Consider the following 24,158-nt stretch of genomic DNA (forward strand, 5'->3'; position numbering starts at 1 on the left):
CAAAATCTGTAGCGATCGCCGCTCAGTCTTCGCGGACAGGCGGCACGAGATGGCAGAGAAACATATGGGGTGTTTCAGAGACAAATCAACGCTTGTCAGCAACGTCCTGGACGAGCCGTTGCGTGAACGATTCGAGGGACATTGCACCGAGGTCTTGATTGCCCCGGGCGCGCACTGCGACGGCACCTGCTTCCTTTTCCTTGTCACCCACGACGAGGATGTAAGGGAGCTTTTGCAACGAATGCTTCCGTATTTTATACGTAATCTTTTCGTTGTGCAGGTCGAGCTGGACCCTAAGCCCTTGATTTTGCAGCGTTTTCGCAACTTGCGCAGCGTAGTCGGCCTGTCCTTCGCTGATATTGAGCACCGCCACCTGCACCGGAGCGAGCCATGCGGGCATGGCGCCGGAGTGGTGTTCGATGAGCATGCCGATGAAGCGCTCGAGGCTGCCGACGATGGCGCGGTGCAGCATCACCGGGTGGGCCCGACCGCTCGATTCCGTGACGTACTCCCCGCCCAGTCGCTCGGCCGTGTTGAAGTCGACCTGCATCGTGCCGCACTGCCAGTGACGGCCGATGGCGTCGCGCAGCGTGTACTCGATCTTCGGGCCGTAGAAGGCGCCGTCGCCGGGCGAAATGACGAAGTCCACACCCGAACGGCGCAGCGATTCCATCACCGCGTGCTCGGCCTTGTCCCACAGCTCGTCGGAGCCGACGCGGTTTTCGGGCCGCGTCGCGACCTTGTAGAGGATGTCCGTGAAGCCGAAGTCGGCATAGACCTTCTGCAGCTGCGCCGTATAGGCGATGCATTCGTCGAGGATCTGGTCTTCCGTGCAGAAGATGTGGCCGTCGTCCTGCGTGAAGCCGCGCACGCGCATGATGCCGTGCAGCGCGCCGCTGGGTTCGTTGCGGTGGCATTGGCCGAACTCGCCGTAGCGCAGCGGCAGGTCGCGGTAGCTGCGCAGGTCGCTCTTGAAGATCAGCACGTGGCCCGGGCAGTTCATCGGCTTGAGCGCGTACTCGCGCTTCTCCGACTCCGTCGTGAACATGTTGTCACGGTAGTTCTGCCAGTGGCCCGTCTTCTCCCACAGGCTCTTGTCGAGAATCTGAGGGCCCTTCACTTCCCAGTAGCCCGTGTCGCGGTAGATGCCGCGCATGTACTGCTCGACCTGCTGCCAGACCGCCCAGCCCTTGGGGTGCCAGAACACCACGCCCGGCGCCACTTCGTCGATGTGGAACAGGTCGAGTTCCTTGCCCAGCTTGCGGTGGTCGCGCTTCTCGGCTTCCTCGATGCGCTGGATGTACTGGTCCAGCTGCTTCTTGTCGGCCCAGGCCGTGCCGTAGATGCGCTGCAGCTGCTCGTTCTTGGCGTCGCCGCGCCAGTAGGCACCGGCCAGCTTCGTGAGCTTGAAGACCTTCAGGAAGCGCGTGTTCGGCACGTGCGGGCCGCGGCACATGTCGACGTATTCCTGGTGGTAGTACAGGCCCATGGCCTGCTCGTCGGGCATGTCTTCGACCAGGCGCAGCTTGTAGTCCTCGCCGCGCGACTTGAAGACCTCGATGACTTCCGCGCGCGGCGTCATCTTCTTGATCACGTCGTAGTCCTGCGCGATCAGCTCGCGCATGCGCGCCTCGATGGCGGCCATGTCCTCGGGCGTGAAGGGCCGCTCGAACGAGATGTCGTAGTAGAAGCCTTCGTCGATCACCGGCCCGATGACCATCTTGGCCGTCGGGTACAGCTGCTTCACCGCATGGCCGACCAGGTGGGCCGTCGAGTGGCGAATGATCTCCAGGCCCTCGTCGTCCTTGGGCGTGATGATCTGCAGCCTGGCATCGCGGTCGATGACGTCGCTGGCATCGACGAGCTTGCCGTCGATCTTGCCGGCCACCGTCATCTTGGCGAGGCCGGGACCGATGGACTGGGCCACTTCGGCCACCGAAACCGGGCCGGGGAACTCGCGGCGCGAGTTGTCGGGGAGCGTGATCTGGATCATGTGAAAACCTCGGGGAGAAAAACAAAAAAGCGCGGTGGATGCCGCGCTTTGCTTGGTTGGTGCGCTGGAAAAACCAGCGAGCGCGGGGCTACCGGCCCTTTCCTTCGAAGAAGAAAAAGCCGCTGAATCCTTGCGGGGTAGTTCGCGGTGTCATAACCAAGGTGCCTTTCTCGCTCTTGTTGAGTGCAGAGTGGGCGATTCTAGCCGCTGCCCGCTTCAGCCGCGCGCCTCGAACAGGAGGCTGGAAACGCACTGCCCGACCGGCCCGTCGCGGTCGTGCAGCTGCCCGACGGCATAGCCCGTGCCCATCGGGCCCGCAAGCGTGAGGGCATCGACCAGCATCCAGTCGCCGCGCGGCGCGCGCCGCAGGTTGATCGTCAGGTCGGCATTGACGAAGCCCAGCCGCGCCGGATGCGCCCACTGCGAGATGCCCGCCACGAGATCGGCCGCCGAGGCCACCTGGGCCAGCGGCGATGCGGCCTCGGCGTCGACCAGCGGTCGGCCCAGGCGCAACCATGCGGCGGCCGGGCCGGGCTCGAGGATCTGCCCGCGCGCCATGCGCACGTCCACGCCGGCAAAGAACGGGCTCATGCGGGACGCCGCCACGGGAATGGGCACGCCCTCTTCCGGCGGTGCGAATGTCGCGGCGGCGAAGGCGTCGGCGGCCGGCAGCGCGGGCGTCTGCCCGCTGCGCAGCAGCAAGGCGGTACACCGCAACACCGACTTGCCGTCCTGGAGCATGTCGAACGCCACCGTGCGCGCCTTGGCGCCGTCGCGCAGCAGCGTGAATTCGAGCGTGATCGGTGCCCGGCTTGCCGGGCGCCAGAAATCGAAGCTCAACCGCGCCACCTCGCGGCTGCGGCTCACCTCGTGCGCCTGGAGCGCGCGCACGAGCAAGGCAGCAGTCGCGCTGCCCTGCAGGGCGTCGGCGGACCACGGGCCGATGGCCGCCTCGGTGGGCACGAAGCGTTCGCCATCGCTGACGAACACCGGGTCGCCGACGGGCGTCGTCATGGGCTGCACCTGCACGCTCACGACGCCGCGGCCGCCACGTTCTTGAGGCCCAGCACCTCGATCGGCTCGATCGAGGGCGGCCCGGCGAACAGCTCGGGCGCCTGCGCCATCAGGGCCTGGGCGATCGGGCCGGTCAGGTGGGCCTGGCGGCCGGCCTCGTCCTCGAACGCATCGAACACGCCGAAGGTGCTGGGCGACAGCCGCAGCGCAAACCAGATCGGCGTGGTCTTTTCCTCGCGCGCCATGGCCAGGCCGGCCTCGAGGAATTGCTGGACGGCGGCTTCCTTGCCGGGCTTGGCTTCAAGGCGGGCGAACAGTGCGAACTTGATCATGGGACATCTCCTGGGGTGGACAACAACGGCGCACGGGATTGCGCGGCGCTGGCATGGACTCTAGGCAAGCCCCGCCTTCTGGACCATTGGCTCTTTTGACATCTTTGGTATCGTTATTGCCATGAAACTCGATGTCCTCGCCCTCGACGGCGTGTTCGACTCCGGCCTGGCCACGGTGCTCGACGTCTTCACCACCGCGAACGAACTCGCCGCCATGCTGCAGCTCGACGTGGCACCTTTCGACGTCACCATCGTGGGCACCCGCAAGCGCGTGCGCACCGCCCAGGGTTTCACCGTGCCGGTGACGCACACGCTGGCCGACACCGGCGCCGCCACCGACTGGCTGGTCGTCCCAGCGCTCGGCTGCAAGATGCCCGAGACGCTGGAGCCCGCCCTGCAACGCGCCGACGTCCGCGATGCCTGCGCGGCACTGCGCGCGCGCGCCGAAGACGGCGGCTGCATCGCCGCCGCGTGCATCGGCACCTTCGTGCTGGCGGAAGCCGGCGTGCTCGCGGGCCACAAAGCGACCACCACCTGGTGGCTGGCCACCCTCTTCCGGCAGCGCTATCCGGCGGTGCTGCTCGACGATTCGCGCATGCTGGTCAGCTCGGGGCCGCTCGTCACGGCGGGCGCGGCGCTGAGCCACGTCGACATGGCGCTGTGGCTGGTGCGCCAGGCCAGCCCGGAACTCGCGGCGCTGGTCGCGCGCTACCTCATCGTGGACTCGCGCCCCTCGCAGTCGGCCTACGTGATCTCCGACCACCTCTCGCACGCCGACCCGCTGGTGGAGCGCTTCGAGCGCTGGGCGCGCGGCCGGCTGGCCGAGGGTTTCTCGCTCGACGAAGCGGCGCAGGCCGCGGGCACCAGCAAGCGCACGCTGGCCCGGCGCATGCAGCAGGTGCTGGGCAAGAGCCCGCTGTCGTACGTGCAGGACCTGCGCGTCGAACGCGCCGTGCACCTGCTCAAGACCAGCAACAAGAGCCTCGAGCAGATCGCGGGCATGGTCGGCTACGCGGACGGCGTCACCTTGCGCACGCTGCTGCGCCAGCGGCTGGGGCGCGGCGTGCGCGAGGTGCGGCTCGAAACCTGAGCCTGGCCCGTCGAGCGCCCACGAAAAAGCCCGGCACGAGGCCGGGCTTGGGGGGCGACAGCGCAACGCGCCGTCACTCAGCGATCAGCGAAGGCAGCTCAGTGGAACTGTTCTTCTTCGGTCGAACCGGTCAGCGCCTTCACGCTGGACGAGCCGCCCTGGATCACGGTGGTCACGTCGTCGAAGTAGCCGGCGCCGACTTCCTGCTGGTGCGACACGAAGGTGTAGCCCTTGTCGCGTGCGGCGAACTCGGGTTCCTGCACCATGTTGACGTAGTGCTTCATGCCTTCGCCGTTGGCATACGCGTGGGCGAACTGGAAGGTGTTGAACCAGTTGATGTGGATGCCGGCCAGCGTGATGAACTGGTACTTGTAGCCCAGTGCCGACAGGTCTTCCTGGAACGAGGCGATCTGCTTGTCGTCCAGGTTCTTCTTCCAGTTGAACGACGGCGAGCAGTTGTACGACAGCAGCTTGCCGGGGCAGGCGGCGTGCACGGCTTGCGCGAATTCACGGGCGAAGCCGATGTCCGGCACGCCGGTTTCGCACCACACCAGGTCGGCGTACGGGGCGTAGGCGACGCCGCGGCTGATGGCTTGCTCCAGGCCGTTCTTGACGCGGTAGAAGCCTTCTTGCGTGCGCTCGCCGGTCAGGAAAGGCTTGTCGTTGGCGTCGTGGTCGGACGTGATCAGGTTCGCGGCTTCCGCATCGGTGCGGGCCAGGACGATGGTCGACACGCCCATGACGTCGGCGGCGAAACGCGCCGAGATCAGCTTCTCGCAGGCTTCCTGCGTCGGCACGAGCACCTTGCCGCCCATGTGGCCGCACTTCTTGACAGCCGCCAGCTGGTCTTCGAAGTGCACGCCGGCAGCGCCCGACGCGATCATGTTCTTCATCAGTTCGAAGGCGTTCAGCACGCCGCCGAAGCCGGCTTCCGCGTCCGCGACGATCGGCAGGAAGTAGTCGATGAACTCCTTGTCGCCCGGGTTGATGCCACGGCCCCACTGGATTTCGTCGGCGCGCTTGAAGGTGTTGTTGATGCGACGGACCATCGTCGGCACCGAGTCGTAGGCGTACAGCGACTGGTCGGGGTACATCGTTTCCGAGGTGTTGCCGTCGGCGGCGACCTGCCAGCCCGACAGGTACACGGCTTCCAGGCCGGCCTTGGCTTGCTGCATGGCCTGGCCGGCGGAGATCGCGCCGAAGGCGTTCACGTAGCCCTTCTTGGCACCGCCGTTGATCTTGGCCCAGAGCTTTTCAGCGCCGCGCTTGGCCAGCGTGTGCTCGATGGGGAGCGAACCGCGCAGGCGAACCACGTCGGCCGCGCTGTAGCCGCGCTTCACGCCCTTCCAGCGCGGGTTGGTGGCCCAGTCCTTTTCGAGGGCGGCAATTTGCTGTTCGCGGCTCAGTTGTTCGTTCAGGGTCTGGGGCATGGTCACTCCGTGAGGTTGATTGAAGGTTGGCGTTGCGGCCGTGGGGTTACTGTAATCCGATTGCGGACTCTTATGTCTTATAGAAGACATATTTTTGAACCAACAAAATCAACAACTTACGGAGATATTTCTCAATGAGAAATTATTTTTCTCATATCGAGAAAAAATATTGCGGCGCAGCAGTTCAGATTTTCGCGATGCGGAATCACTCTTTCGGTTGTGAAAACCACGCCTATCCCGCGGCGCCCGCCGCATGCGCGATCCAGTCGCCGCTGTCGATCACATGGCGGCCCGCGATGCGCGTCGGATGGATCTCGTAGACCAGGCAGTCGATCGATTGCGCGCCCACCGCCACGCGCACGCGGCGCCGGATGTACTCGCCCGAATCGTCGTCGGCCACTTCCTCGAGCCGGTCGAGTTCGCGCTCGACCTGCGGCGCGATGCGATAGACCTCGCCCCTCACGCGGCCCGCGCCGCCAAGCACCACGCCCGGGTACGCGCCCAGGTCATACAGCGTGCCCGCGATGACGGCCTCGCCGACGAACACCGGCGCCGGCCGGTAGCGCGTGATGTCGTTGCGCCCGCCGCGCCGCAGCGTGCCGTAGACAAGAACGTGGGGCATCATCGAATCCATCCGATCAACAACCAGCGCCCAGTCTATTGAACCCCGCCGCTTCCACCTCCGGCCGCCTCGTGGCCTACGGCTGCCTGGCCTTGAGCATGTCGCTCGTCGGCATCTACGTCGCCCTCTCCAAGCCGCTGGTGGCAGCCTTCCCCGTGCTGCTGCTGGCGTGGCTGCGCTTCGGCATCGCGGCACTCGCCATGCCGCATTGGCTCCAACCCACGCCCGACGAGCCGCCCATGAGCGCACGCACGCGCGGGCTCGTGTTCCTCGAGTCCTTCCTCGGCAACTTCCTGTTCTCGATCTGCATGCTGTTCGGCGTGAGCCTCACGAGCGCCGTGTCGGCGGGCGTGATCATGGCGTCGATCCCCGCCGTGGTCGCGGTGGCGAGCTGGCTCTTCCTGCGCGAGCGCATCACGGCGCGCATCGGGCTGGCCATCGGCTGCGCCGCGCTCGGCATCGGCCTGCTCGCTTTCACGCCGACGCATGCACCGCCCGCCACCGGCAGCGCGGCCGGCGCGTCGTCGATGCCATGGCTGGGCAACCTGCTCGTGTTCTGCGCGGTGCTCTGCGAAGCCGCCTATGCGGTGATCGGCAAGTCGCTCACCGGCAAGCTGGGGCCCAAGCGCATCGCGTCGCTCATCAACCTGTGGGGCTTCGTGCTGTCGATGCCCTTCGGCATCTGGTTCGCGCTGCAGTTCGACTTCACCGCCGTGCGCTTCGGCACCTGGGCGCTGCTCGTGGCCTACGCGCTGGCCGCCAGCATCTGGACCGTGTGGCTGTGGATGACCGGACTTCGCCACGTACCAGCGGCACAAGCGGGTGTCTTCACTGTCTTGCTGCCCGTCAGCGCGGCCCTCGTGGGCGTGCTTGTGCTGGGGGAAAACCTCACTTCGCCGCAGCTGCTTGCGTTCGCGATCGCCCTCGTGGGCGTGGTGCTGGCGACGTGGCCGGGGCGACGAACGTGAACAACGCCCCTTCTCCCCTCTGAAAAAACAACAGCTCCCAATGAAAAAAGCGCTTTTTCCCTTGGAAACGCGTTTTTTCTCATTTAGCATCCGCATTGCCACTGGAGACGCAAGTTTTTCATTGGTGAACGTTCAACCAAAAAAGGAAATCAACCATGGCAACTGCAAAGAAGGCTCCGGCCAAGAAAGCTCCGGCAAAGAAGGCCGCTCCCGCAAAGAAGGCTGCGGCTCCTGCAAAGAAGGCCGCACCGGCCAAGAAGGCAGCGGCGCCCGCCAAGAAGGCTGCTCCTGCAAAGAAGGCTGCACCGGCGAAGAAGGCTCCTGCAAAGAAGGCCGCTCCCGCCAAGAAGCGCACCCCCAACGCTGCGTTCATGAAGGCCCTGACCCCCAGCCCGGCACTGGCCGCTGTGGTCGGTTCGACGCCTCTGCCGCGCACCGCTGTGGTGAGCAAGCTGTGGGACTACATCAAGAAGAACAACCTGCAAGACAAGGCCAACAAGCGCAACATCAACGCCGACGCCAAGCTGAAGGAAATCTTCGGCAAGGCCCAGGTTTCGATGTTCGAACTGGCTGCGCTGATTGGCAAGCACGTCAAGTAAGCGTTCGGGGGCCTCGTGCTCCTGAGTCAAAAAGCCCGCGTCATGCGGGCTTTTTTTTCGCCTGCAGCAAGCCCTCACCCGCCTCGAAGAAGCGCGCGGGCGTGCAGCCGAAGTGCTTGCGGAAGGCCTCGATGAAGGCGCTCACCGAGCTGTAGCCCACCGTCAGCGCCACCGCCGTCACCGGCTCGCGCAGGCTCAGCAACTCCACGGCCTTCAGCAAACGCGCCTGCTGGCGCCATTGCGTGAAGCTCAGTCCGGTCTCTGCGGCGAAGCGGCGCGTGAGCGTGCGCCGGGCCATGCCGATGCGATCCGCCCAGTCGTCGATGCCGTCGGCCAGCGCCGGATCGTCTGCCAGCGCACGCGCCATCGCCACCAGCCGCGGGTCCTGCGGCATGGGCAGGTGCAGCGACTCGCGCCCGCCGGCCGCCAACTCGTCGACCAGCACACCCACCAATCGCGCGCGGCGGGGCTCCTGCAGTGCGTCGGATGGGTCCATCGACATCAGCCGCGTCACCAGCTCCCGCACCAGCGGCGTGGCGGCAAAGACATGCGGCCCATCCGGCAGCGCCTCCGCGGCCGACGCATCGATGTGCAGGCTCCACCCCGACGTGGCACCGAAGCTCTGCGCGGCATGGGCGCAACGCGGTGCGATCCAGCCGATCCATCCCGGCGGCTGCACCCAGCGCCCCGCGGGCGTCTCGATGACCTGCAGGCCTTCGCGCAGTGCGAACAGCTGGCCGGTCGCGTGCGCGTGGTAGCCCGTGACGCGCGGCGCTTCGTGCGCGTAGCGCCAGAGCGTTGCAATCGACTCAGCCGCCATGGTTGGCCCGCAGACGGTATCGATTGGCCCCGCGCCGCAAGCCGAGCACCGCCCTGCTGCCTAGCATCGGATGCATCTCCACCCGACTCACCAAGGAACCACCATGAAAGCGCAAGACATCATTCCCGACGGACAGGACTTCACCGTCATCGACGGCCACACCGTGCGCAAGGGCTCGGTCGGCGCCTTCCTCGCCAATGCGCGCGTGCTCGAAGACCCGAACGCCACGGCCGACGAACGCCGCGTCGCCCGCGACGACCTCGCGGCGCTGATTCCCACGCTCGACGCGCTCGGCCTGTTCGACGTCTTCGAACTGCGCTCGCCCGCGCTGCGCGACGAGGTGGCCCGCCATCGCGTGACGCTCAGCCCTGCGCCTGCTGCTTCGCCGCGCGCGTGATCGACGCCAGCGTGCCGCGCGTGGTGATCACTTCGGGGTCGAGCGGGATCTCGATCAGCGTGCCGGTGTCGGCCGCCAGAGCGCGCAGCAGCGCGGCTTCGAACTGCGCCGTCTCGGTGACGCGCTCGGCCGCGTAGCCGTAGGCGCGCGCCAGGGCGCAGAAGTCGGGGTTGCGCAGCGCGGTGCCGCTGGTGCGCTCCGGGTACTCGCGCTCCTGGTGCATGCGGATCGTGCCGAACATGCCGTTGTTGAGCAGCACGACGATGCTCTTGCCGCCATGCTGCGAGGCCGTGGCCAGCTCCTGCCCGTTCATCAGGAAGTCGCCGTCGCCCGCGATGGTGAAGGCCACGCGCCCGGTGGCGATGCTCGCGGCAATGCCCGCTGGCACGCCGTAGCCCATCGCCCCGCTGGTGGGCGCCAGCTGCGTCTTGGCGCCCTTGGCCAGGCCGTGGTAGCGGAAGTAGCGATGCACCCAGCTCGCGAAGTTGCCCGCGCCGTTGGTGATGGCCGCATCCGCCGGCAGGTGCTTCTGCAGCAGCGCCACCACGGCCGCCATGTCGACCGCACCGCGCGGCGTCTCGGCCGGCATGCCGGCGAGCGCCTGCGGCTGCAGCCAGGCTTCGTAGTCCGTGTGCAGCTGCTGCGTCCAGGCTTCCCACGGCAGCGAAGGTGGCGCGCTCAGCACCTCGAGGCTGCGCGCCGCGGCGCTCATGCCCGCGTTGATCGCCAGGTCGGCCTGGTAGACGCGGTTCAGCTCCTCGGCGCTCGCATGGATGTGCACCAGCGTCTGCTTGGCCTTCGGCGCTTCGAGCAGCGTGTAGCCGCCGGTCGTCATCTCGCCCAGGCGCGGGCCGATGGCCAGGACCAGGTCGGCGTCCTTCACGTGCTGCGCGAGCTTCGGGTTGATGGCGATGCCCACGTCGCCCGCGTACTGCGGGTGGTGGTTGTCGAAGGTGTCCTGGAAGCGGAAGGCGTTCGCCACCGGCAGGCGCCAGTTCTCGGCGAAGCGCTGCAGCGCCTGCGCGGCCTGCGGCGTCCAGCCGCCGCCGCCGGCGATCAGCAGCGGGCGCTGCGACTTCAGCAGCAGCTCGCGCAGCGTGCGCAGCGCGCCCGGGTCGCTCCACGGCTGGACCGCCTCCACGCGCGCCAGCGGCCGTGCCGCCGTCTCGGTGCGCAGCATGTCCTCGGGCAGCACCAGCACGACCGGGCCCGGCCGGCCGTTCATCGCGGTGGCGAAGGCGCGCGCGATGTACTCGGGAATGCGGTCGGCGTCGTCGATGCGCTCCACGCGCTTCGCAAAGCCCTTGGTGCTCGGCCCGAAGAAGCTGGCGTAGTCCACTTCCTGGAAGGCCTCGCGGTCGCGGAAGTCGCTGCCGACGTCGCCCACGAACAGCACCATCGGCGTCGAGTCCTGGAACGCGTTGTGCACGCCGATCGAGGCATTGGTCGCGCCCGGCCCGCGCGTCACGAAGCACACGCCCGGGCGCCCCGTGAGCTTGCCGTGCGCCTCGGCCATGAAGGCCGCGCCGCCCTCCTGCCGGTTCACCACGAAGCGTGCGCGGTCGCGGTAGGCATGGAAGCCGTCGAGCACCGCCAGGAAGCTCTCGCCCGGCACGCCGAAGGCGAGTTGCATGCCTTGTTCGACCAGGCACTCGACGATCAGGTGGCCCGCGGGTTGTGATGTACTCATGGAAAGTTCGAACCTCAGTTGCAAATGTCTCCGGCGATTATGTGTGCCTGCCTTCCACGCCTTGTCTTAATTCCCCAATTGGTTAAATTCGCGTCATGAAGGCCCCCAAGGACTCTTTGCCCGAAACGCTCGAGCCGCGCTCGCGCGACGCCGACCGCTCGCAGCTGGCCATCCTCGCGTCGGCGCGCGACGAGTTCGCCGCGCGCGGCCTGGCCGGTGCGCGCATGGACAGCATCGCCGAGCGCGCGGGCCTGAACAAGCGCCTCATCTACTACTACTTCGGCAGCAAGGACGACCTGTTCCTGGCCGTGCTGGAGCGCGTGTACGCCGACATCCGCGCCGCCGAGCAGCGCCTGCACCTGGACGAGATCGAGCCCGTCGAGGCGATCCGCCAGCTGGTGTCGTTCACCTGGCACTACTACCTGGAGCACCCCGAGTTCATCACGCTGCTCAACAGCGAGAACCTGCACGGCGCGGCGCACCTGAAGCGTTCCGACCGCATCCAGGAGATGAACTCGCCGCTGGTGCAGCTGCTCGACACCGTGCTGGAGCGCGGCAAGAAGGACAACCTCTTTCGCGCCGGCGTCGACCCGGTGCAGCTGTACATCTCGATCGCCTCGCTGTGCTACTTCTACCTCTCGAACAACCACACGCTGTCGGCCATCTTCGGGCGTGACCTGCGTGCCCCCAAGGCGATGGCGCAACGCCTCTCGCACATGACCGACCTCGTGCTGGGCTACGTCCTGCACTGAGCCTTCGGGCGCTGCAGGCACCCTTTTCCACGCCCCCGGGTTTTCACCAAGCAGCGTCGGTTGACGCTGCGGCGCAGCCGTTCCTACAATTCACTAATTCACTCAATGGTGAATTGATGACTCAAGAACTGCGGCCCGACCGCGCGGAGACAACCTTGAAGCAACTTGCACGCACCACCCTCCTGGCCTCGCTGACCTGCCTGGCCGCCCTGCTGCCGGGCCTGGCCGCAGCGCAGAACGGCTACCCCACCAAGCCGATCCGCGTGATCGTTCCGTTCGCCGCCGGCAGCACGACGGACATCATTGCCCGCGCCATCGCCGACAAGATGGGCACCAGCATGGGCCAGGCGCTGATCATCGAGAACCGCGGCGGCGCCAGCGGCACCATCGGCCAGCAGGCGGTGGCCACGGCCGCGCCCGACGGCTACACGGTGATGATCCATTCGTCGTCGCACACGGTGAGCCCGTCGACCTTCGCCAAGCTGCCCTTCGACACGGTGCACGACTTCGCGGGCGTCACGCCGATCTCGTCGCTGCCCAACGCGCTGGTCATCTCGCCCAGCAAGAACATCAAGACCCTGCCGCAGCTGCTGGCCGCCGCGCGCGCCAAGCCCGGCAGCATGAACTTCGCCTCGGCCGGCCAGGGCAGCGCCACGCACCTGAACGCCGAGAAGTTCAAGATGGCCGCGAAGATCGACGCGACCAACATCCCGTTCAAGGGATCGGGCGAGGCCGTCACCGAAGTGCTCTCGGGCCGCGTCGACTACTACTTCTCGCCCATCGCGCCCGTCATCGGCCAGATCAAGGAAGGCCAGCTGCTGGCGCTGGCCGTGGGCTCGCCCAAGCGCGCCGCCGCCCTGCCCGACGTGCCCACCACCACCGAGGCCGGCGTGCCCGGCTCCGAGTTCAACTTCTGGATCGGCATGATGGCGCCCGCCAAGACCCCGCGCGACATCGTCAACCGCCTGCACGACGAAGTGGTCAAGGCCCTGGCCACGCCCGAGGTGAAGGAGCGTTTCCTCAAGCTGGGCGCCGACGCCTGGACGCTCAAGCCCGAGCAGTTCGACGCCTACATCAAGGACGAGATCACCAGCAACGCACAGCTCGTGAAGGCCGCCGGCCTCGCGGTCCAGCAGTAACAGCAGACACGCCGAGGTCTCGCGCCGCGTCGTGCACGCGGGGCAGCCCGGCCTGCCCCGGCGTTGCCACGCGCCACGCCGATCGAAGCCCCTTTCTTTTTCCCCCGCATCTCCCCAAGGAACCCACGATGGCCATCCAACGTCTCGGAATCATCATGCACGGCGTCACCGGACGCATGGGCATGAACCAGCACCTGATCCGCTCCATCTGCGCCATCCGCGCCCAGGGCGGCGTGACGCTGTCCAACGGCGACAAGGTCATGCCCGACCCGATCCTCATCGGCCGCAACGCCGAGAAGATGGAAGCGCTCGCCAAAGCCCACAACATCCCGCGCTGGGGCACCGACCTCGACCAGGCGCTCGCAAACAAGGACGACACCGTCTTCTTCGACGCCGGCACCACGCAGATGCGTCCCACGCTGCTGGCCAAGGCCATCCGCGCCGGCAAGCACGTGTACTGCGAGAAGCCGATCGCTACCAACCTCAACGAAGCCGTCGAGATCGCCCGCCTGGCCGACGAAGCCGGCAAGGCCACGGGCCTGAAGCACGGCGCGGTGCAGGACAAGCTCTTCCTGCCCGGCCTGCGCAAGCTCGACATGCTGCGCCGCGCGGGCTTCTTCGGCCGCATGCTCAGCGTGCGCCTGGAATTCGGCTACTGGGTGTTCGAGGGCGACCTGCAGCCCATCCAGCGCCCGAGCTGGAACTACCGCAAGGAAGACGGCGGCGGCATGATCCTGGACATGATGTGTCACTGGCGCTACGTGCTGGACAACCTGTTCGGCGAGGTGAAATCGGTGTCGTGCATCGGCGCCACCCACATCCCCACGCGCTGGGACGAAGCCGGCAAGCCCTACGAGGCCACCGCCGACGACGCGGCCTACGCCACCTGCGAACTCACGGGCCACAACGGCGAGCCGGTGATCGCGCAACTCAACATGAGCTGGGCCACGCGCGTGCGCCGCGACGATCTCGTGACCTTCCACGTCGACGGCACCGACGGCTCGGCCGTGGCGGGCCTGTCGAGCTGCCGCGCCCAGTCGCGCGTGGCCACGCCGCGCCCGGTGTGGAACCCCGACGAGAAGCAGACCATGAACTTCTTCGACCAGTGGCAGGAGATTCCGGACTCGCAGGTCTACGACAACGGTTTCAAGATCCAGTGGGAACACTTCATTCGCCACGTGGTGGAAGACGCGCCCTACAAGTGGACGCTGCCCGAAGGCGCCAAGGGCGTGCAGCTGGTCGAGGCCGCGCTCGCCTCGTGGCAGGAGCGCCGCTGGATCGACGTGCCCACGCTGAAGGTCTGAAGAAAAAAAGCCATGGCACTGTCGCTGACCCTCCCCACCGCGAGCGGCGCGCTCGCGCCCTACGCCCTGCGCGGCACCGCGCCGGTGAAGCCCGACGCGGGCGTCAAGTTCGACCGCATCGCCTACTCGGCCGCGCACGTCGTCGCCGACCCGCTCGCCGCCATCGACCCGTGGCTGCAATGCGCGGTCGACTGGGACACCACCATCGCCTACCGCCGCCACCTGTTCTCGCTGGGCCTGGGCGTGGCCGAGGCGATGGACACCGCGCAGCGCGGCATGGGCCTCGACTGGCCCACCTCGCTCGAACTGATCCGCCGCTCGCTCGACGCCGCGAAGGACGTGCCCGGCGCGCTCGTCGCCTCGGGCTGCGGCACCGACCACCTCAACATCGACGACGTGAAGAGCGTCGACGACGTGATCCGCGGCTACGAGGAGCAGATGGCCGCCATCGAGGCGCTCGGCGGCAAGCTGATCGTGATGGCGAGCCGCGCGCTGGCCCGCGTGGCGAAGAGCCCCGCCGACTACGAGCGCGTGTACGACCGCATCCTGAGCCAGGCGAAGCAACCCGTGGTGCTGCATTGGCTGGGCGACATGTTCGACCCGGCGCTCGCGGGCTACTGGGGCACCAAGGATGTCGATGCGGCGATGGACACCGCCGTGGGCATCATCGCGGCGCATCCAGAGAAGGTCGACGGCATCAAGATCTCGCTGCTCGACAAGGACAAGGAAATCGCCATGCGCCGCCGCCTGCCGAAGGGTGTGCGCATGTACACGGGCGACGACTTCAACTACGCCGAACTGATCGCCGGCGACGGCTTCGGCAGCGAGCCGACGCACGGCAAGAGCGATGCGCTGCTGGGCATCTTCGACGCCATCGCGCCCGCCGCGAGTGCCGCGCTGGGCGCACTGGCGCAAGGCAACAGCGAGAAGTTCCACGCGATCCTCGGCCCCACGGTGCCGCTGTCGCGCCACATCTTCGCGGCGCCCACGCGCTTCTACAAGACGGGCGTGGTGTTCATGGCCTGGCTCAACGGCCACCAGAAGCACTTCACGATGGTGGGCGGGCAGCAGAGCACGCGCTCGCTGCAGCACTTCGCCGAGTTGTTCCGGCTGGCCGATGCGGCCAACCTGCTGGAGCAGCCCGAGCTTGCGGTGCGGCGTATGAAGACGTTGCTGGCCTTGCACGGCGTGGAAGGCTGAGCGAACCCATGCGCGATTTCTCGCAGAACCACGACTGGCTGTCGATCAACACGGCGACCATCCGCAAGCAGTCGGGCGCCGAGGTGCCGCTGGACCGCCTCATCGACCAGTGCGCCGAACGCGGCATCCGCGCCATCAGCCCATGGCGCGACCAGGTCGCGGCCGTCGGGCTCGACAAGGTGGCGAAGCAATTGAAGGCGCACGGCATCGGCCTCTCGGGCTACTGCCGCGGCGGCTTCTTTCCGGCGCCCGATGCGGCCGGCCTGAAGGCCGCGCTCGACGACAACCGCCGCGCCATCGACGAGGCAAAGACGCTCGACGCACCCTGCCTCGTGCTGGTCGTCGGCGCCCTGCCCGGCGCGCTCGACGGCAAGGCGGCGTACAAGGACATCAGCCGCGCGCGCAATGAAGTGCGCGACGGCATCGCCGCATCGCTCGACTACGCGCGCGAAGTCGGCATGCCACTGGCCATCGAACCCCTGCACCCGATGCAGGCTGCCGACCGCGCCTGCATCAACACGCTCGAGCACGCGCTCGACCTGTGCGACGAACTCGATGCGGGCAAGACCGGCATGCTCGGCGTTGCGCTCGACATCTACCACGTGTGGTGGGACCCGAAGCTGCAACAGCAGATCGCCCGCGCCGGCCGCGAACGGCTGCTGGCGTACCACGTCTGCGACTGGCTCACGCCGACGCGCGACCTGCTCTCCGATCGCGGGATGATGGGTGATGGGGTCGTCGAATTGAAGAAGATTCGCGGGTGGGTCGAGGACGCGGGGTTTGCGGGGTTCAGCGAGGTCGAGATTTTTTCGAACCTGGACTGGTGGCAACGGCCTGGGGCCGAGACGCTCGACGTTTGCATCGAGCGGCACAAGACTGCCGTCTGAACGCTGCTGTTCAGGGCGCGTGCCCAGGCCACCGGGCACTTCCCTCCGCGAATGTCCCCCGGGCTTCGCCCTCCTCCTTGATTTCGCTGCGGGAAGCACCCAGTGGCCTGGGCACGAGGCACGCCGCTCGTGTGCGGCCGATCAACGACCACCCTGAGCACGGCTCAAGAAAGCCACCTGTGCTGCAATCCGCCCCATGGCTGACCCCACCCTCGACGACCTGCGCCGCTACGCCGTCGCGCGCACCCTCTTCACGCCGACGACGCTGCCGGCCGCCATCCGCAAGCTCGGCTTCGTGCAGGCCGACCCGATCCGTGCGCCGGCGCGGGCGCAAGACCTCACGCTGCGCCACCGCGTGAAGGACTACCGCGCGGGCGATCTCGAAAGCCGTTACGCGCGGCTTGCGATCGAGGAGGACTGCCTCGTCAACTACGGCTTCCTGCCGCGCGAACACCTGGCGCTGATGCATCCGCGCGAGGCCAACAAAGCCTGGGACGCCGACACGCGCCGCAAGGCCGCCGACGTGCTGGCCTATGTGCGCGAGCACGGCCCGGTGCATCCGCGCCAGGTCGAGCAGCACTTCGCGCATGGCCGCATCCAGAACTACTGGGGCGGCTCCAGCAATGCCACCACGCACCTGCTCGACGGCATGCACTACCGCGGCCTGCTGCGCGTGGTGCGGCGCGACAGCGGCACGCGGGTCTACGAGGCCGTGAGCCATCCGCCCGCCGACGACAGCCCTGCAGGGCGCGCGCAGCGTGCGGCGGCGCTCATCGAACTGGTGGTGCGCAAGTACGCGCCGCTGCCGGCCACGAGCCTGACCTACCTCGTGCGCCTGCTCGGCTATGGCGCGCCGCACCTGGCCGCGCAGACCCAGGCGGCGCTGCGGCTGGCACGCGAGGAGCTGGCCAGTTGCCGCATCGACGGCACCACCTGGTACTGGCCCGCCGACGAGAACCCCGTCTCGCGCCGTCATGCGCCCGATGACGCGGTGCGGCTGCTCGCGCCCTTCGACCCGGTGGTGTGGGACCGCCGCCGCTTCGAGCTGCTGTGGGGCTGGACGTACAAGTTCGAGGCCTACACGCCCGCGCCGAAACGGCAGTTCGGCTACTACGCGCTGCCGATGCTGTGGCACGACCGCGTGATCGGGTGGGCCAACGTGAGTGCGTCGGAAGGTCGGTTGCAGCCGGCCTTCGGCTACGCCGACGCGAAGAAGCCGCACGGCGCGGCCTTCCGCGCGGGCCTCGACGAAGAACTGCACCGCATGACGCAGTTCCTCGCAGGCCGCTGACGCTGCCTTTTATAATCGCCCGCCTCAGCCAGCCGCCCGCGCCCGCCGCGAGCCCGCCAGCCGTCTTCGAAGGAACGAAGACGCAGCAGCCCGAGCGACGACACCCCCGTCGTCGCCCCCGGCCACTGCCCCCACGACGCCGTAGACACACAACACAAGCCGGATGCGCTTTCCTTTCGGAATGCGCCACGGCACGCGCTCGTTCGTTTCCGTTTTTTCCGATCGCACCCGAGAAGCCATGGCGCGCCTGACCGCGCCGCAGCCACTCCCCCGCCCTAGACACACCTGACGCAGGACACAGGAGAAGCTGCACATGACACTCAAGAATCGTCGCCCCAAAACGCCGCTCGCGCGGCGGGGCTATGCCACGCTCGCGGTCACCGCCGTGGCGCTTGCCGCCAGCGCACATGCCCACGCGCAAGAAGCCGCCGCTGCCGACACGCGGCAGGCCCTGCCCACCGTCACCGTCTCGGGCGATGCGGGCGAGACCGCCACCGGCCCCGTGACAGGCTTCGTCGCCAAACGCGGCAGCACCGCCACCAAGACCGACACGCCGCTGATCGAAACGCCGCAGGCCATCTCGGTCGTCACGCGCGACCAGATCGAAGCCCAGGGCGCGCTCACCCTGCGCGAGACCACCAACTACACGGCCGGCGTGGTGTCGAGCTACTTCGACAGCCGCGTGGATTCGTTCAAGGCCCGCGGCGGCGACGCCGTGCAGTACCTCGACGGCCTGCAACGCACCTACGGCACCTACAACGCCAGCCGGCCCGACCCGTACATGCTGGAGCGCGTGGAGCTGCTGCGCGGCCCCTCGTCGGTGCTGTACGGCCAGGGCGGCATCGGCGGCGTGCTCAACCTCGTGTCGAAGCGCCCGCAGGCCGAGACGCAGCGCGAGGTGCAGCTGCAGCTGGGCAACAACGCGCGCAAGCAGATCGCCGCCGACTTCACCGGCTCGCTCGATCCCGAGAGCAAGTGGATGTACCGCCTCGTGGCCGTGAACCGCGACAGCGGCACGCAGGTCGATCACGTGTCGGACGACCGCATCGCGATCGCGCCCTCGCTCACCTGGCGCCCGAACGCCGACACCTCGCTCACGCTGCAGGCGTCCTACCAGAAGGACAAGAGCGGTTCGCTGATCGGCTTCTTCCCGTGGCAGGGCACGCTGCTGCCCTCGCTGTACGGCCGCATCCCGACCTCGACCTTCACCGGCGAACCGGGCTTCGACCGCTTCGACACGCGCAGCACCTCGCTGGGCTACCTGTTCAGCCACCGCCTCAACGACACCTGGACGGTGCGCCAGAACCTGCGCTCGACCGAGAGCAAGGTCTGGTACAACACCTCGTACACCAGCTTCACGGCCAACCGCCTCACGGGCCGTCCGGCGCGCCCGGTGTTCAACGCCGACCAGCGCACCATCGAGCGCGACCTGAGCAGCGACATCAACGGCGGCAAGATGCTGCTGCTCGACAACCAGGCCGAAGCGCACTTCAGGACCGGCGAGGTCGAGCACACGCTGCTGCTGGGCGCCGACTTCCAGCGCAACACCACCTCCAAACTCTCGGGCCGCGGCCGTGCGGGCGCGCTCGACGTGTACGCGCCGGTGTACGGCAACTACACGGCGCCGACCAGCTACACGCGCGCACCCGAGGTGGTGCAGAAGCAGGCCGGCCTGTACGTGCAGGACCAGGTCAAGTACGGCCGCTGGATCGGCCTGCTGGGCCTGCGCCACGACAAGGCCACCACCGACACCGAAGGCCGCCCCGCCGCGGCGGCCGACGACAAGGCCACCACCAAGCGCGCCGGCCTGGTCTACCTGGCCGACGGCGGCTGGGCGCCGTACCTGAGCTATGCCGAATCGTTCCTGCCGCTGGGCGGCGTCGACACGTCGAACAACCCCTTCAAGCCGCAGCGCGGCAAGCAGTGGGAAGCCGGCGTGAAGTGGGAGCCCGCGGGCCAGCGCACCTCGTTCATGGCGGCCGTGTACGACCTGCGCGACACCAACCGCAAGACCCCCGACCCGACCAACCCGCTCAACAGCGTTCAGCTCGGCGAAGTGCACGTGAAGGGCCTGGAGCTCGAGTACAAGGGCAGCATCGCACGCGACTGGGACTGGATCGCCTCGTACGCCTACACCGACGCACGCGTGTCGAAGAGCAACGGCTCCGACCTGGGCAAGCGCATTTCGGGCGTGCCCAAGCACACGGCCTCGGCCTGGGTGACCAAGCGCTTCTCGATCGGCGGCCTGCACGGCTTCTCGGCCGGCGGCGGCGTGCGCTACCTGGGCAAGTCGTACGACGGCATGGACAACAACCTCGCGCCCGCGGTCACGCTGTTCGATGCGATGTTCGCGTGGGACAACGGTCCGCTGCGCCTGGCACTCAACGTCGCCAACCTGACCGACAAGGTGCAGATCACCACCTGCCTGGCGCGCGGCGACTGCTTCTACGGCCAGCGCCGTACCCTGACCGCGAGCGCGACGTACCGCTTCTGAAGCAAATCCCCGCGCGCTCGAAGGTCTGGCGCGCGGGCGACAACCGGCCCGGCGGCGTGCTTCTAGAATCGCGCCGTCGTCCGGTTCGCCGGACGGCAAGCGTTCTCAGGGCGGGGTGCAATTCCCCACCGGCGGTGATGGCAACGAAAGTTGCACAAGCCCGCGAGCGCCTCGGACCTGCCACAGGTTCGAGGGTCAGCAGATTTCGGTGCGATTCCGAAGCCGACGGTCACAGTCCGGATGAAAGAGAGCGCGAAATGCGGGCATGCCCGCGCGCCTTGCTTTGCTCTTTGTGGGCAAACCGGCGCGCGAGCGGGCCTGTGGTTTCGTGCGCCCTGATTCAGGAAACCTGCTTTCAAGAGGCACACCATGAGTCAGATCAACGACCTTCCCCTTTCTGCCGTCACCGCGTCGGGTTCGCCGCGCGGCCAGCGCATCGCATTCGTCGAGGCGCAATGGCATTCCGACATCGTCCACCAGGCACGCGACGCCTTTCTCGAGGAGATGCAGCGCCTGGGCGTGGCACGCGAGCGCATCGACATCTTCGATGTGCCCGGCGCCTTCGAGATTCCGCTGCACGCCAAGCGCCTGGCCAACTCGGGCAAGTACGCGGCCATCATCGGCTGCGCGCTGGTGGTGGACGGCGGCATCTACCGCCACGAGTTCGTCGCCAACACCGTCGTCAGCACGCTGATGTCGCTGCAGCTGGAGACCGACGTGCCGATCTTCTCGGCCGTGCTCACGCCGCACCACTTCCACGAGCACGTGGAGCACCGCAAGTACTTCCACCGCCACTTTGCGATCAAGGGCACGGAAGTGGCCGAGGCCTGCTTCAAGACGCTCGAGGCGCTGGACAAGGTCGACGCGCTGCTGGCCGCCTGAGCCGCCTGAGCGGGTTGGCAAGAGGCGCACGCCTGCAGTAACCTGCGCGGATGGCCTCTCCATCCGCCCCGGCGGTCGCAGCAGCAGCCGCCGACCGCTACACCCTCTATGGGGCGCCCGGCTCGGGCGCCACGCCCATCCACGCCGCGCTGACGCTGATCGGCGCGCAGGTCGACACGGTCGACATCGCCCCCTGGGAGGGCGAGTCCGAGCGCGAGCGGCTGACCGGCGTCAACCCGATGCAGCAGGTGCCCGCGCTCGTGCTGCCTTCGGGCGAAGTCATGACCGAGAGCGCGGCCATCCTCATCTGGCTGGGCGACCGCTATCCCGAGGCCGGGCTTTGCCCCGCGCCCGACGACCCGCGCCGCGCGCAGTACCTGCGCTGGATGGTCTACCTGCCGGCCTCGATCTATTCGATGTTCTGGGTGCGCGACGAGCCTTCGCGCCTCGCGGCCGATGCCGCCGCGCAGGCCGTGGTGCTCGAGCGCACGGCCGCGCGCATCGCGCACTGCTGGCACCTCATGGACACGCAGATCGACGAACCCGCGCCCTACCTGCTCGGCGACAAGATCAGCATGCTCGACCTGTACGTGACCGTGGTGTCGCGCTGGACGCCGACCCGCCGGCGCTTCTACCGCGTGGCGCCGCGCATGGCGCGCGTGGTGCGGCGCGTGGACGCCGACCCGCGGCTGGCGGCATTCTGGGCGGCGCGCTTTCCGTTCTCGATGGATGCGGACGAAGAGACAAGCTGAGGCCCGTTCGTCTCTTCTCATAATCGACGCCATGACCGCACGCACACCGACCACCGCCTACCCGATGACGATCTACCACAAGCCCAACTGCAGCACGTCGCGCAACGTGCTGGGCTTGATCCGCGAAAGCGGCGTGGAGCCCGAGATCGTCCTGTACCTGGAAACGCCGCCCTCGAAGAAGAAGCTGCGCGAGCTGGCGAAGGCCATGGGCCTGACGGCGCGCGACCTGCTGCGCACGAAGGAAGCGCCCTACGAAGAACTGAAGCTGGCGGACGAGAAACTGACGGACGACCAGCTGTTCGACGCGATCGTGGCGAACCCGATCCTGTTGCAGCGGCCCATCGTCGTGTCGCCGCGCGGCACGCTCATGTGCCGCCCTTGGGAACGCGTGCGCGAGATTCTTCCCGCTTAAGTCGGTTGATCTTCGGGCTGCTGCGCCAGCCCCCACGCGACATGCTCGCGCACCAGCTCGCTCGGATGTTCGGCGCGCGTGGCCAGCGCTTCCTTCGCGCCGCCCTCACCTGAGCGCACCGCATTGCCCAGCGCCACCGCGATGTTGCGCAGCCAGCGCTCGTGGCCGATGCGGCGGATCGGGCTGCCTTCGGTGCGGCGCAGGAAATCTTCTTCGCTCCACGCGAACAGCTCGGCCAGCGTGCGGCCCGTGAGCCCCTCGCGCGCATCGAAGTCGGGCAGCGTGCTCTTCTTCGCGAACTTGTTCCAGGGGCAGATCAGCTGGCAGTCGTCGCAGCCGTAGATGCGGTTGGCCATCAGCGGGCGCAGCTCCACCGGAATGGCGCCGGCGTGCTCGATCGTCAGGTACGAGATGCAGCGGCGCGCATCGAGCCGCTGCGGCGCGACGATGGCGCGCGTCGGGCACACGTCGATGCAGGCGCTGCAGCTGCCGCAGTGCGCGCTAACGGGCTCGCTCGGCGGCAGCGCCATGTCGACGTAGATTTCGCCCAGGAAGAACATCGAGCCCGCATCGCGGTCGAGCACCAGCGTGTGCTTGCCGCGCCAGCCCTGGCCGCTGCGCGAAGCGAGCTCGGCCTCGAGCACCGGCGCCGAATCGGTGAAGGCGCGGTGGCCGAAGGGGCCGACCTCTTCGGCGATCTTCTCGGCGAGTTTGGCCAGGCGGTTGCGCAGCACCTTGTGATAGTCGCGGCCCCGCGCATAGACCGACACGATGGCCTCGCCGGGCCGCGTGAGGCGGTCGAACTCGACGGCCTGCCAGTCGCCCGGTGTGTCGCGCGGCAGGTAGTCCATGCGCGCGGTGATCACGCTCACCGTGCCCGGCACCAGCTCCGCGGGCCGCGCGCGGCGGGTGCCGTGCGTTGCCATGTATTGCATTTCTCCATGGAACCCATGGGCCAGCCATTGCATCAGACCGTCCTCGGCGCTCGACAGATCGACGCCCGCGATTCCGATTTGGGAGAATCCGAGTTCCCGGGCCAAGGCCTGAATACGAGCAACGAGTGGATGGCTGACGATCACTTGCCGATTGTAGAAACGCGCACCCTGCGCTGGCAGGGCGAAGACGACACCGACGCGCTGGCGCGCGCGCTCGCCGCATCGCCCGCGTTGCGCGACGCTTTCATCGCGCTGCAGGGCGACCTGGGCGCCGGCAAGACCACCTTCGTGCGTCACCTGCTGCGCGCGCTCGGCATCACCGGGCGCATCAAGAGCCCCACCTACGCGGTGGTCGAGCCGCACGAGGCGCCCGACGGGCTGGCCATCTACCACTTCGACTTCTACCGCTTCGCCGACCCGCGCGAATGGGACGACGCGGGCTTTCGCGACATCTTCGCGGGCCCGGGCCTCAAGCTGGCCGAGTGGCCGGAAAACGCCGCGGGGCGCACCCCACCTGCCGACCTAGCTATTAAAATAGAAGCAATGACCGACGACACCCGCAGCGTGACCCTCCTGGCGAACACCCCTCGCGGCAGCGATCTGCTGGCGTGCCTGGCCGCATGAAGGCGACCGGCCTGAAACGGCGCGTGCTGCTGCAGGGCGGCAGCATCGCGCTGATGCTGGGCGTGCACCAGATCGCACGCGGCGCCAGCATCCTCGCCGTGCGCGTGTGGCCCGCCGCCGACTACACCCGCGTGACCATCGAATCCGACGCCCGCCTCAACTCGCAGCAGCTGGTGGTCGGCAGCCCGCCCCGGCTGGCCGTGGACATCGAGGGCATCGACCTGAACACCGAGCTGCGCGACCTCGTCGGCAAGATCAAGCCCGGTGACCCGTACATCAACGGCCTGCGCATCGGGCAGAACGCACCGAAGGTGGTGCGCATCGTGTTCGACCTGAAGCAGACCGTGCGTCCGCAGGTGTTCTCGCTGGCGCCCGTGGCCGCCTACAAGCACCGGCTGGTGCTCGACCTGTACCCCGAGCAGGCCATCGACCCGATGGAAGCGCTGATCGCCGAGCGGCTGCGCGATGCGCCCAAGAACGGCAGCGGCACCACCACCGCCCCCAGCAACGGCCCGGTCGTCGCCACCGCCC

General features: G+C 67.8%; 24 protein-coding genes and 1 riboswitch. Of the genes, 16 read left to right on the plus strand and 8 right to left on the minus strand.

Going from position 1 to position 24,158, the window contains the following annotated elements; translation table 11 throughout:
• Positions 1-85 precede the first annotated feature (85 nt).
• From thrS to AC07XP_RS11495, 3 genes are all read right to left on the minus strand, one after another.
• Positions 86-1,993, minus strand: a complete 1,908-nt coding sequence (thrS, locus tag AC07XP_RS11485) for a threonine--tRNA ligase (protein ID WP_062473452.1) — start codon at positions 1,991-1,993, stop codon at positions 86-88.
• A gap of 216 nt (positions 1,994-2,209) precedes the next feature.
• Positions 2,210-3,007: a thioesterase family protein gene (locus AC07XP_RS11490; protein ID WP_495264726.1), complete on the minus strand. Its 798-nt coding sequence runs from the start codon at positions 3,005-3,007 to the stop codon at positions 2,210-2,212.
• Between the two features lie 17 nt (positions 3,008-3,024).
• Complete coding sequence (locus AC07XP_RS11495) at positions 3,025-3,339, minus strand: putative quinol monooxygenase (protein ID WP_070061263.1); 315 nt, start codon at positions 3,337-3,339, stop codon at positions 3,025-3,027.
• A gap of 121 nt (positions 3,340-3,460) precedes the next feature.
• Here AC07XP_RS11495 and AC07XP_RS11500 point away from each other — a divergent pair, with 121 nt between their 5' ends.
• On the plus strand, positions 3,461-4,429 hold the full coding sequence (locus AC07XP_RS11500; RefSeq protein WP_495264727.1) for a GlxA family transcriptional regulator: 969 nt from the start codon (positions 3,461-3,463) through the stop codon (positions 4,427-4,429).
• A 98-nt stretch (positions 4,430-4,527) separates the two neighbouring features.
• Here the strand turns inward: AC07XP_RS11500 and aceA are convergent, their stop codons facing one another.
• Both aceA and AC07XP_RS11510 read right to left on the minus strand, forming a co-directional pair.
• Positions 4,528-5,859, minus strand: a complete 1,332-nt coding sequence (gene aceA, locus AC07XP_RS11505; RefSeq protein WP_056579731.1) for an isocitrate lyase — start codon at positions 5,857-5,859, stop codon at positions 4,528-4,530.
• A gap of 232 nt (positions 5,860-6,091) precedes the next feature.
• The gene (locus AC07XP_RS11510) at positions 6,092-6,484 is read right to left on the minus strand and encodes a gamma-glutamylcyclotransferase family protein (protein ID WP_495264728.1); all 393 of its coding nucleotides are present in this window, start codon (positions 6,482-6,484) and stop codon (positions 6,092-6,094) included.
• A gap of 35 nt (positions 6,485-6,519) precedes the next feature.
• Here AC07XP_RS11510 and AC07XP_RS11515 point away from each other — a divergent pair, with 35 nt between their 5' ends.
• Positions 6,520-7,449: a DMT family transporter gene (locus AC07XP_RS11515; protein ID WP_495264729.1), complete on the plus strand. Its 930-nt coding sequence runs from the start codon at positions 6,520-6,522 to the stop codon at positions 7,447-7,449.
• Between the two features lie 155 nt (positions 7,450-7,604).
• On the plus strand, positions 7,605-8,048 hold the full coding sequence (locus tag AC07XP_RS11520) for an SWIB/MDM2 domain-containing protein (protein ID WP_062473465.1): 444 nt from the start codon (positions 7,605-7,607) through the stop codon (positions 8,046-8,048).
• 40 nt (positions 8,049-8,088) lie between these two features.
• Here the strand turns inward: AC07XP_RS11520 and AC07XP_RS11525 are convergent, their stop codons facing one another.
• Entirely contained in the window at positions 8,089-8,868 is a 780-nt protein-coding gene (locus AC07XP_RS11525; protein ID WP_495264730.1) for a helix-turn-helix domain-containing protein, read from the minus strand.
• Positions 8,869-8,971: 103 nt separating this feature from the next.
• On the opposite strand from AC07XP_RS11525, the gene AC07XP_RS11530 reads away from it, so the two are divergent.
• Positions 8,972-9,265 carry a hypothetical protein gene (locus tag AC07XP_RS11530; protein WP_062473468.1) on the plus strand — a complete coding sequence of 98 codons (294 nt, stop codon included), beginning with the start codon at positions 8,972-8,974 and terminating at the stop codon, positions 9,263-9,265.
• Here the strand turns inward: AC07XP_RS11530 and AC07XP_RS11535 are convergent.
• Positions 9,231-10,955 (minus strand): thiamine pyrophosphate-binding protein, encoded by a 1,725-nt coding sequence (locus AC07XP_RS11535; RefSeq protein ID WP_495264731.1) that lies wholly within the window; start codon positions 10,953-10,955, stop codon positions 9,231-9,233. The two genes, AC07XP_RS11530 and AC07XP_RS11535, sit on opposite strands and share 35 nt — an antisense overlap.
• Before the next feature lie 95 nt (positions 10,956-11,050).
• Between AC07XP_RS11535 and AC07XP_RS11540 the strand changes: the two genes are divergently transcribed.
• The 10 genes from AC07XP_RS11540 (at position 11,051) to arsC (ending at position 22,068) form a co-directional block, all read left to right on the plus strand.
• The gene (locus AC07XP_RS11540) at positions 11,051-11,707 is read left to right on the plus strand and encodes a TetR/AcrR family transcriptional regulator (protein WP_095946946.1); all 657 of its coding nucleotides are present in this window, start codon (positions 11,051-11,053) and stop codon (positions 11,705-11,707) included.
• A gap of 155 nt (positions 11,708-11,862) precedes the next feature.
• Positions 11,863-12,846 (plus strand): tripartite tricarboxylate transporter substrate binding protein, encoded by a 984-nt coding sequence (locus AC07XP_RS11545; protein ID WP_062473474.1) that lies wholly within the window; start codon positions 11,863-11,865, stop codon positions 12,844-12,846.
• A 128-nt stretch (positions 12,847-12,974) separates the two neighbouring features.
• Entirely contained in the window at positions 12,975-14,150 is a 1,176-nt protein-coding gene (locus AC07XP_RS11550) for a Gfo/Idh/MocA family protein (RefSeq protein WP_307589140.1), read from the plus strand.
• Between the two features lie 12 nt (positions 14,151-14,162).
• The gene (locus AC07XP_RS11555; protein ID WP_495264732.1) at positions 14,163-15,350 is read left to right on the plus strand and encodes a dihydrodipicolinate synthase family protein; all 1,188 of its coding nucleotides are present in this window, start codon (positions 14,163-14,165) and stop codon (positions 15,348-15,350) included.
• An 8-nt stretch (positions 15,351-15,358) separates the two neighbouring features.
• Positions 15,359-16,237, plus strand: a complete 879-nt coding sequence (locus AC07XP_RS11560; protein ID WP_495264733.1) for a sugar phosphate isomerase/epimerase family protein — start codon at positions 15,359-15,361, stop codon at positions 16,235-16,237.
• A gap of 196 nt (positions 16,238-16,433) precedes the next feature.
• Positions 16,434-17,528, plus strand: coding sequence for a DNA glycosylase AlkZ-like family protein (locus AC07XP_RS11565; protein ID WP_495264734.1), 1,095 nt, complete (start codon positions 16,434-16,436; stop codon positions 17,526-17,528).
• A 313-nt stretch (positions 17,529-17,841) separates the two neighbouring features.
• On the plus strand, positions 17,842-20,022 hold the full coding sequence (locus tag AC07XP_RS11570; protein ID WP_495264735.1) for a TonB-dependent siderophore receptor: 2,181 nt from the start codon (positions 17,842-17,844) through the stop codon (positions 20,020-20,022).
• A gap of 97 nt (positions 20,023-20,119) precedes the next feature.
• A riboswitch (FMN riboswitch) is annotated at positions 20,120-20,278 on the plus strand.
• A 113-nt stretch (positions 20,279-20,391) separates the two neighbouring features.
• Entirely contained in the window at positions 20,392-20,904 is a 513-nt protein-coding gene (locus tag AC07XP_RS11575; protein ID WP_495264736.1) for a 6,7-dimethyl-8-ribityllumazine synthase, read from the plus strand.
• Between the two features lie 50 nt (positions 20,905-20,954).
• Entirely contained in the window at positions 20,955-21,656 is a 702-nt protein-coding gene (locus AC07XP_RS11580) for a glutathione S-transferase family protein (RefSeq protein WP_495264737.1), read from the plus strand.
• A 31-nt stretch (positions 21,657-21,687) separates the two neighbouring features.
• Complete coding sequence (arsC, locus tag AC07XP_RS11585; protein WP_369629441.1) at positions 21,688-22,068, plus strand: arsenate reductase (glutaredoxin); 381 nt, start codon at positions 21,688-21,690, stop codon at positions 22,066-22,068.
• Here arsC and queG read toward each other — a convergent pair.
• Positions 22,065-23,147 carry a tRNA epoxyqueuosine(34) reductase QueG gene (gene queG, locus AC07XP_RS11590; RefSeq protein ID WP_495264738.1) on the minus strand — a complete coding sequence of 361 codons (1,083 nt, stop codon included), beginning with the start codon at positions 23,145-23,147 and terminating at the stop codon, positions 22,065-22,067. The two genes, arsC and queG, sit on opposite strands and share 4 nt — an antisense overlap.
• Between queG and tsaE the strand changes: the two genes are divergently transcribed.
• Both tsaE and AC07XP_RS11600 read left to right on the plus strand, forming a co-directional pair.
• A complete protein-coding gene (tsaE, locus tag AC07XP_RS11595) occupies positions 23,133-23,627 on the plus strand; it encodes a tRNA (adenosine(37)-N6)-threonylcarbamoyltransferase complex ATPase subunit type 1 TsaE (RefSeq protein WP_056579690.1) in 495 nt (164 codons plus the stop codon). The genes queG and tsaE overlap by 15 nt on opposite strands.
• Positions 23,624-24,158: AMIN domain-containing protein (locus AC07XP_RS11600; protein ID WP_495264739.1), on the plus strand; the 535-nt coding region annotated here is incomplete at its 3' end. The genes tsaE and AC07XP_RS11600, both read left to right, overlap by 4 nt.

This window comes from Variovorax sp. GW531-E2, assembly GCF_059423125.1.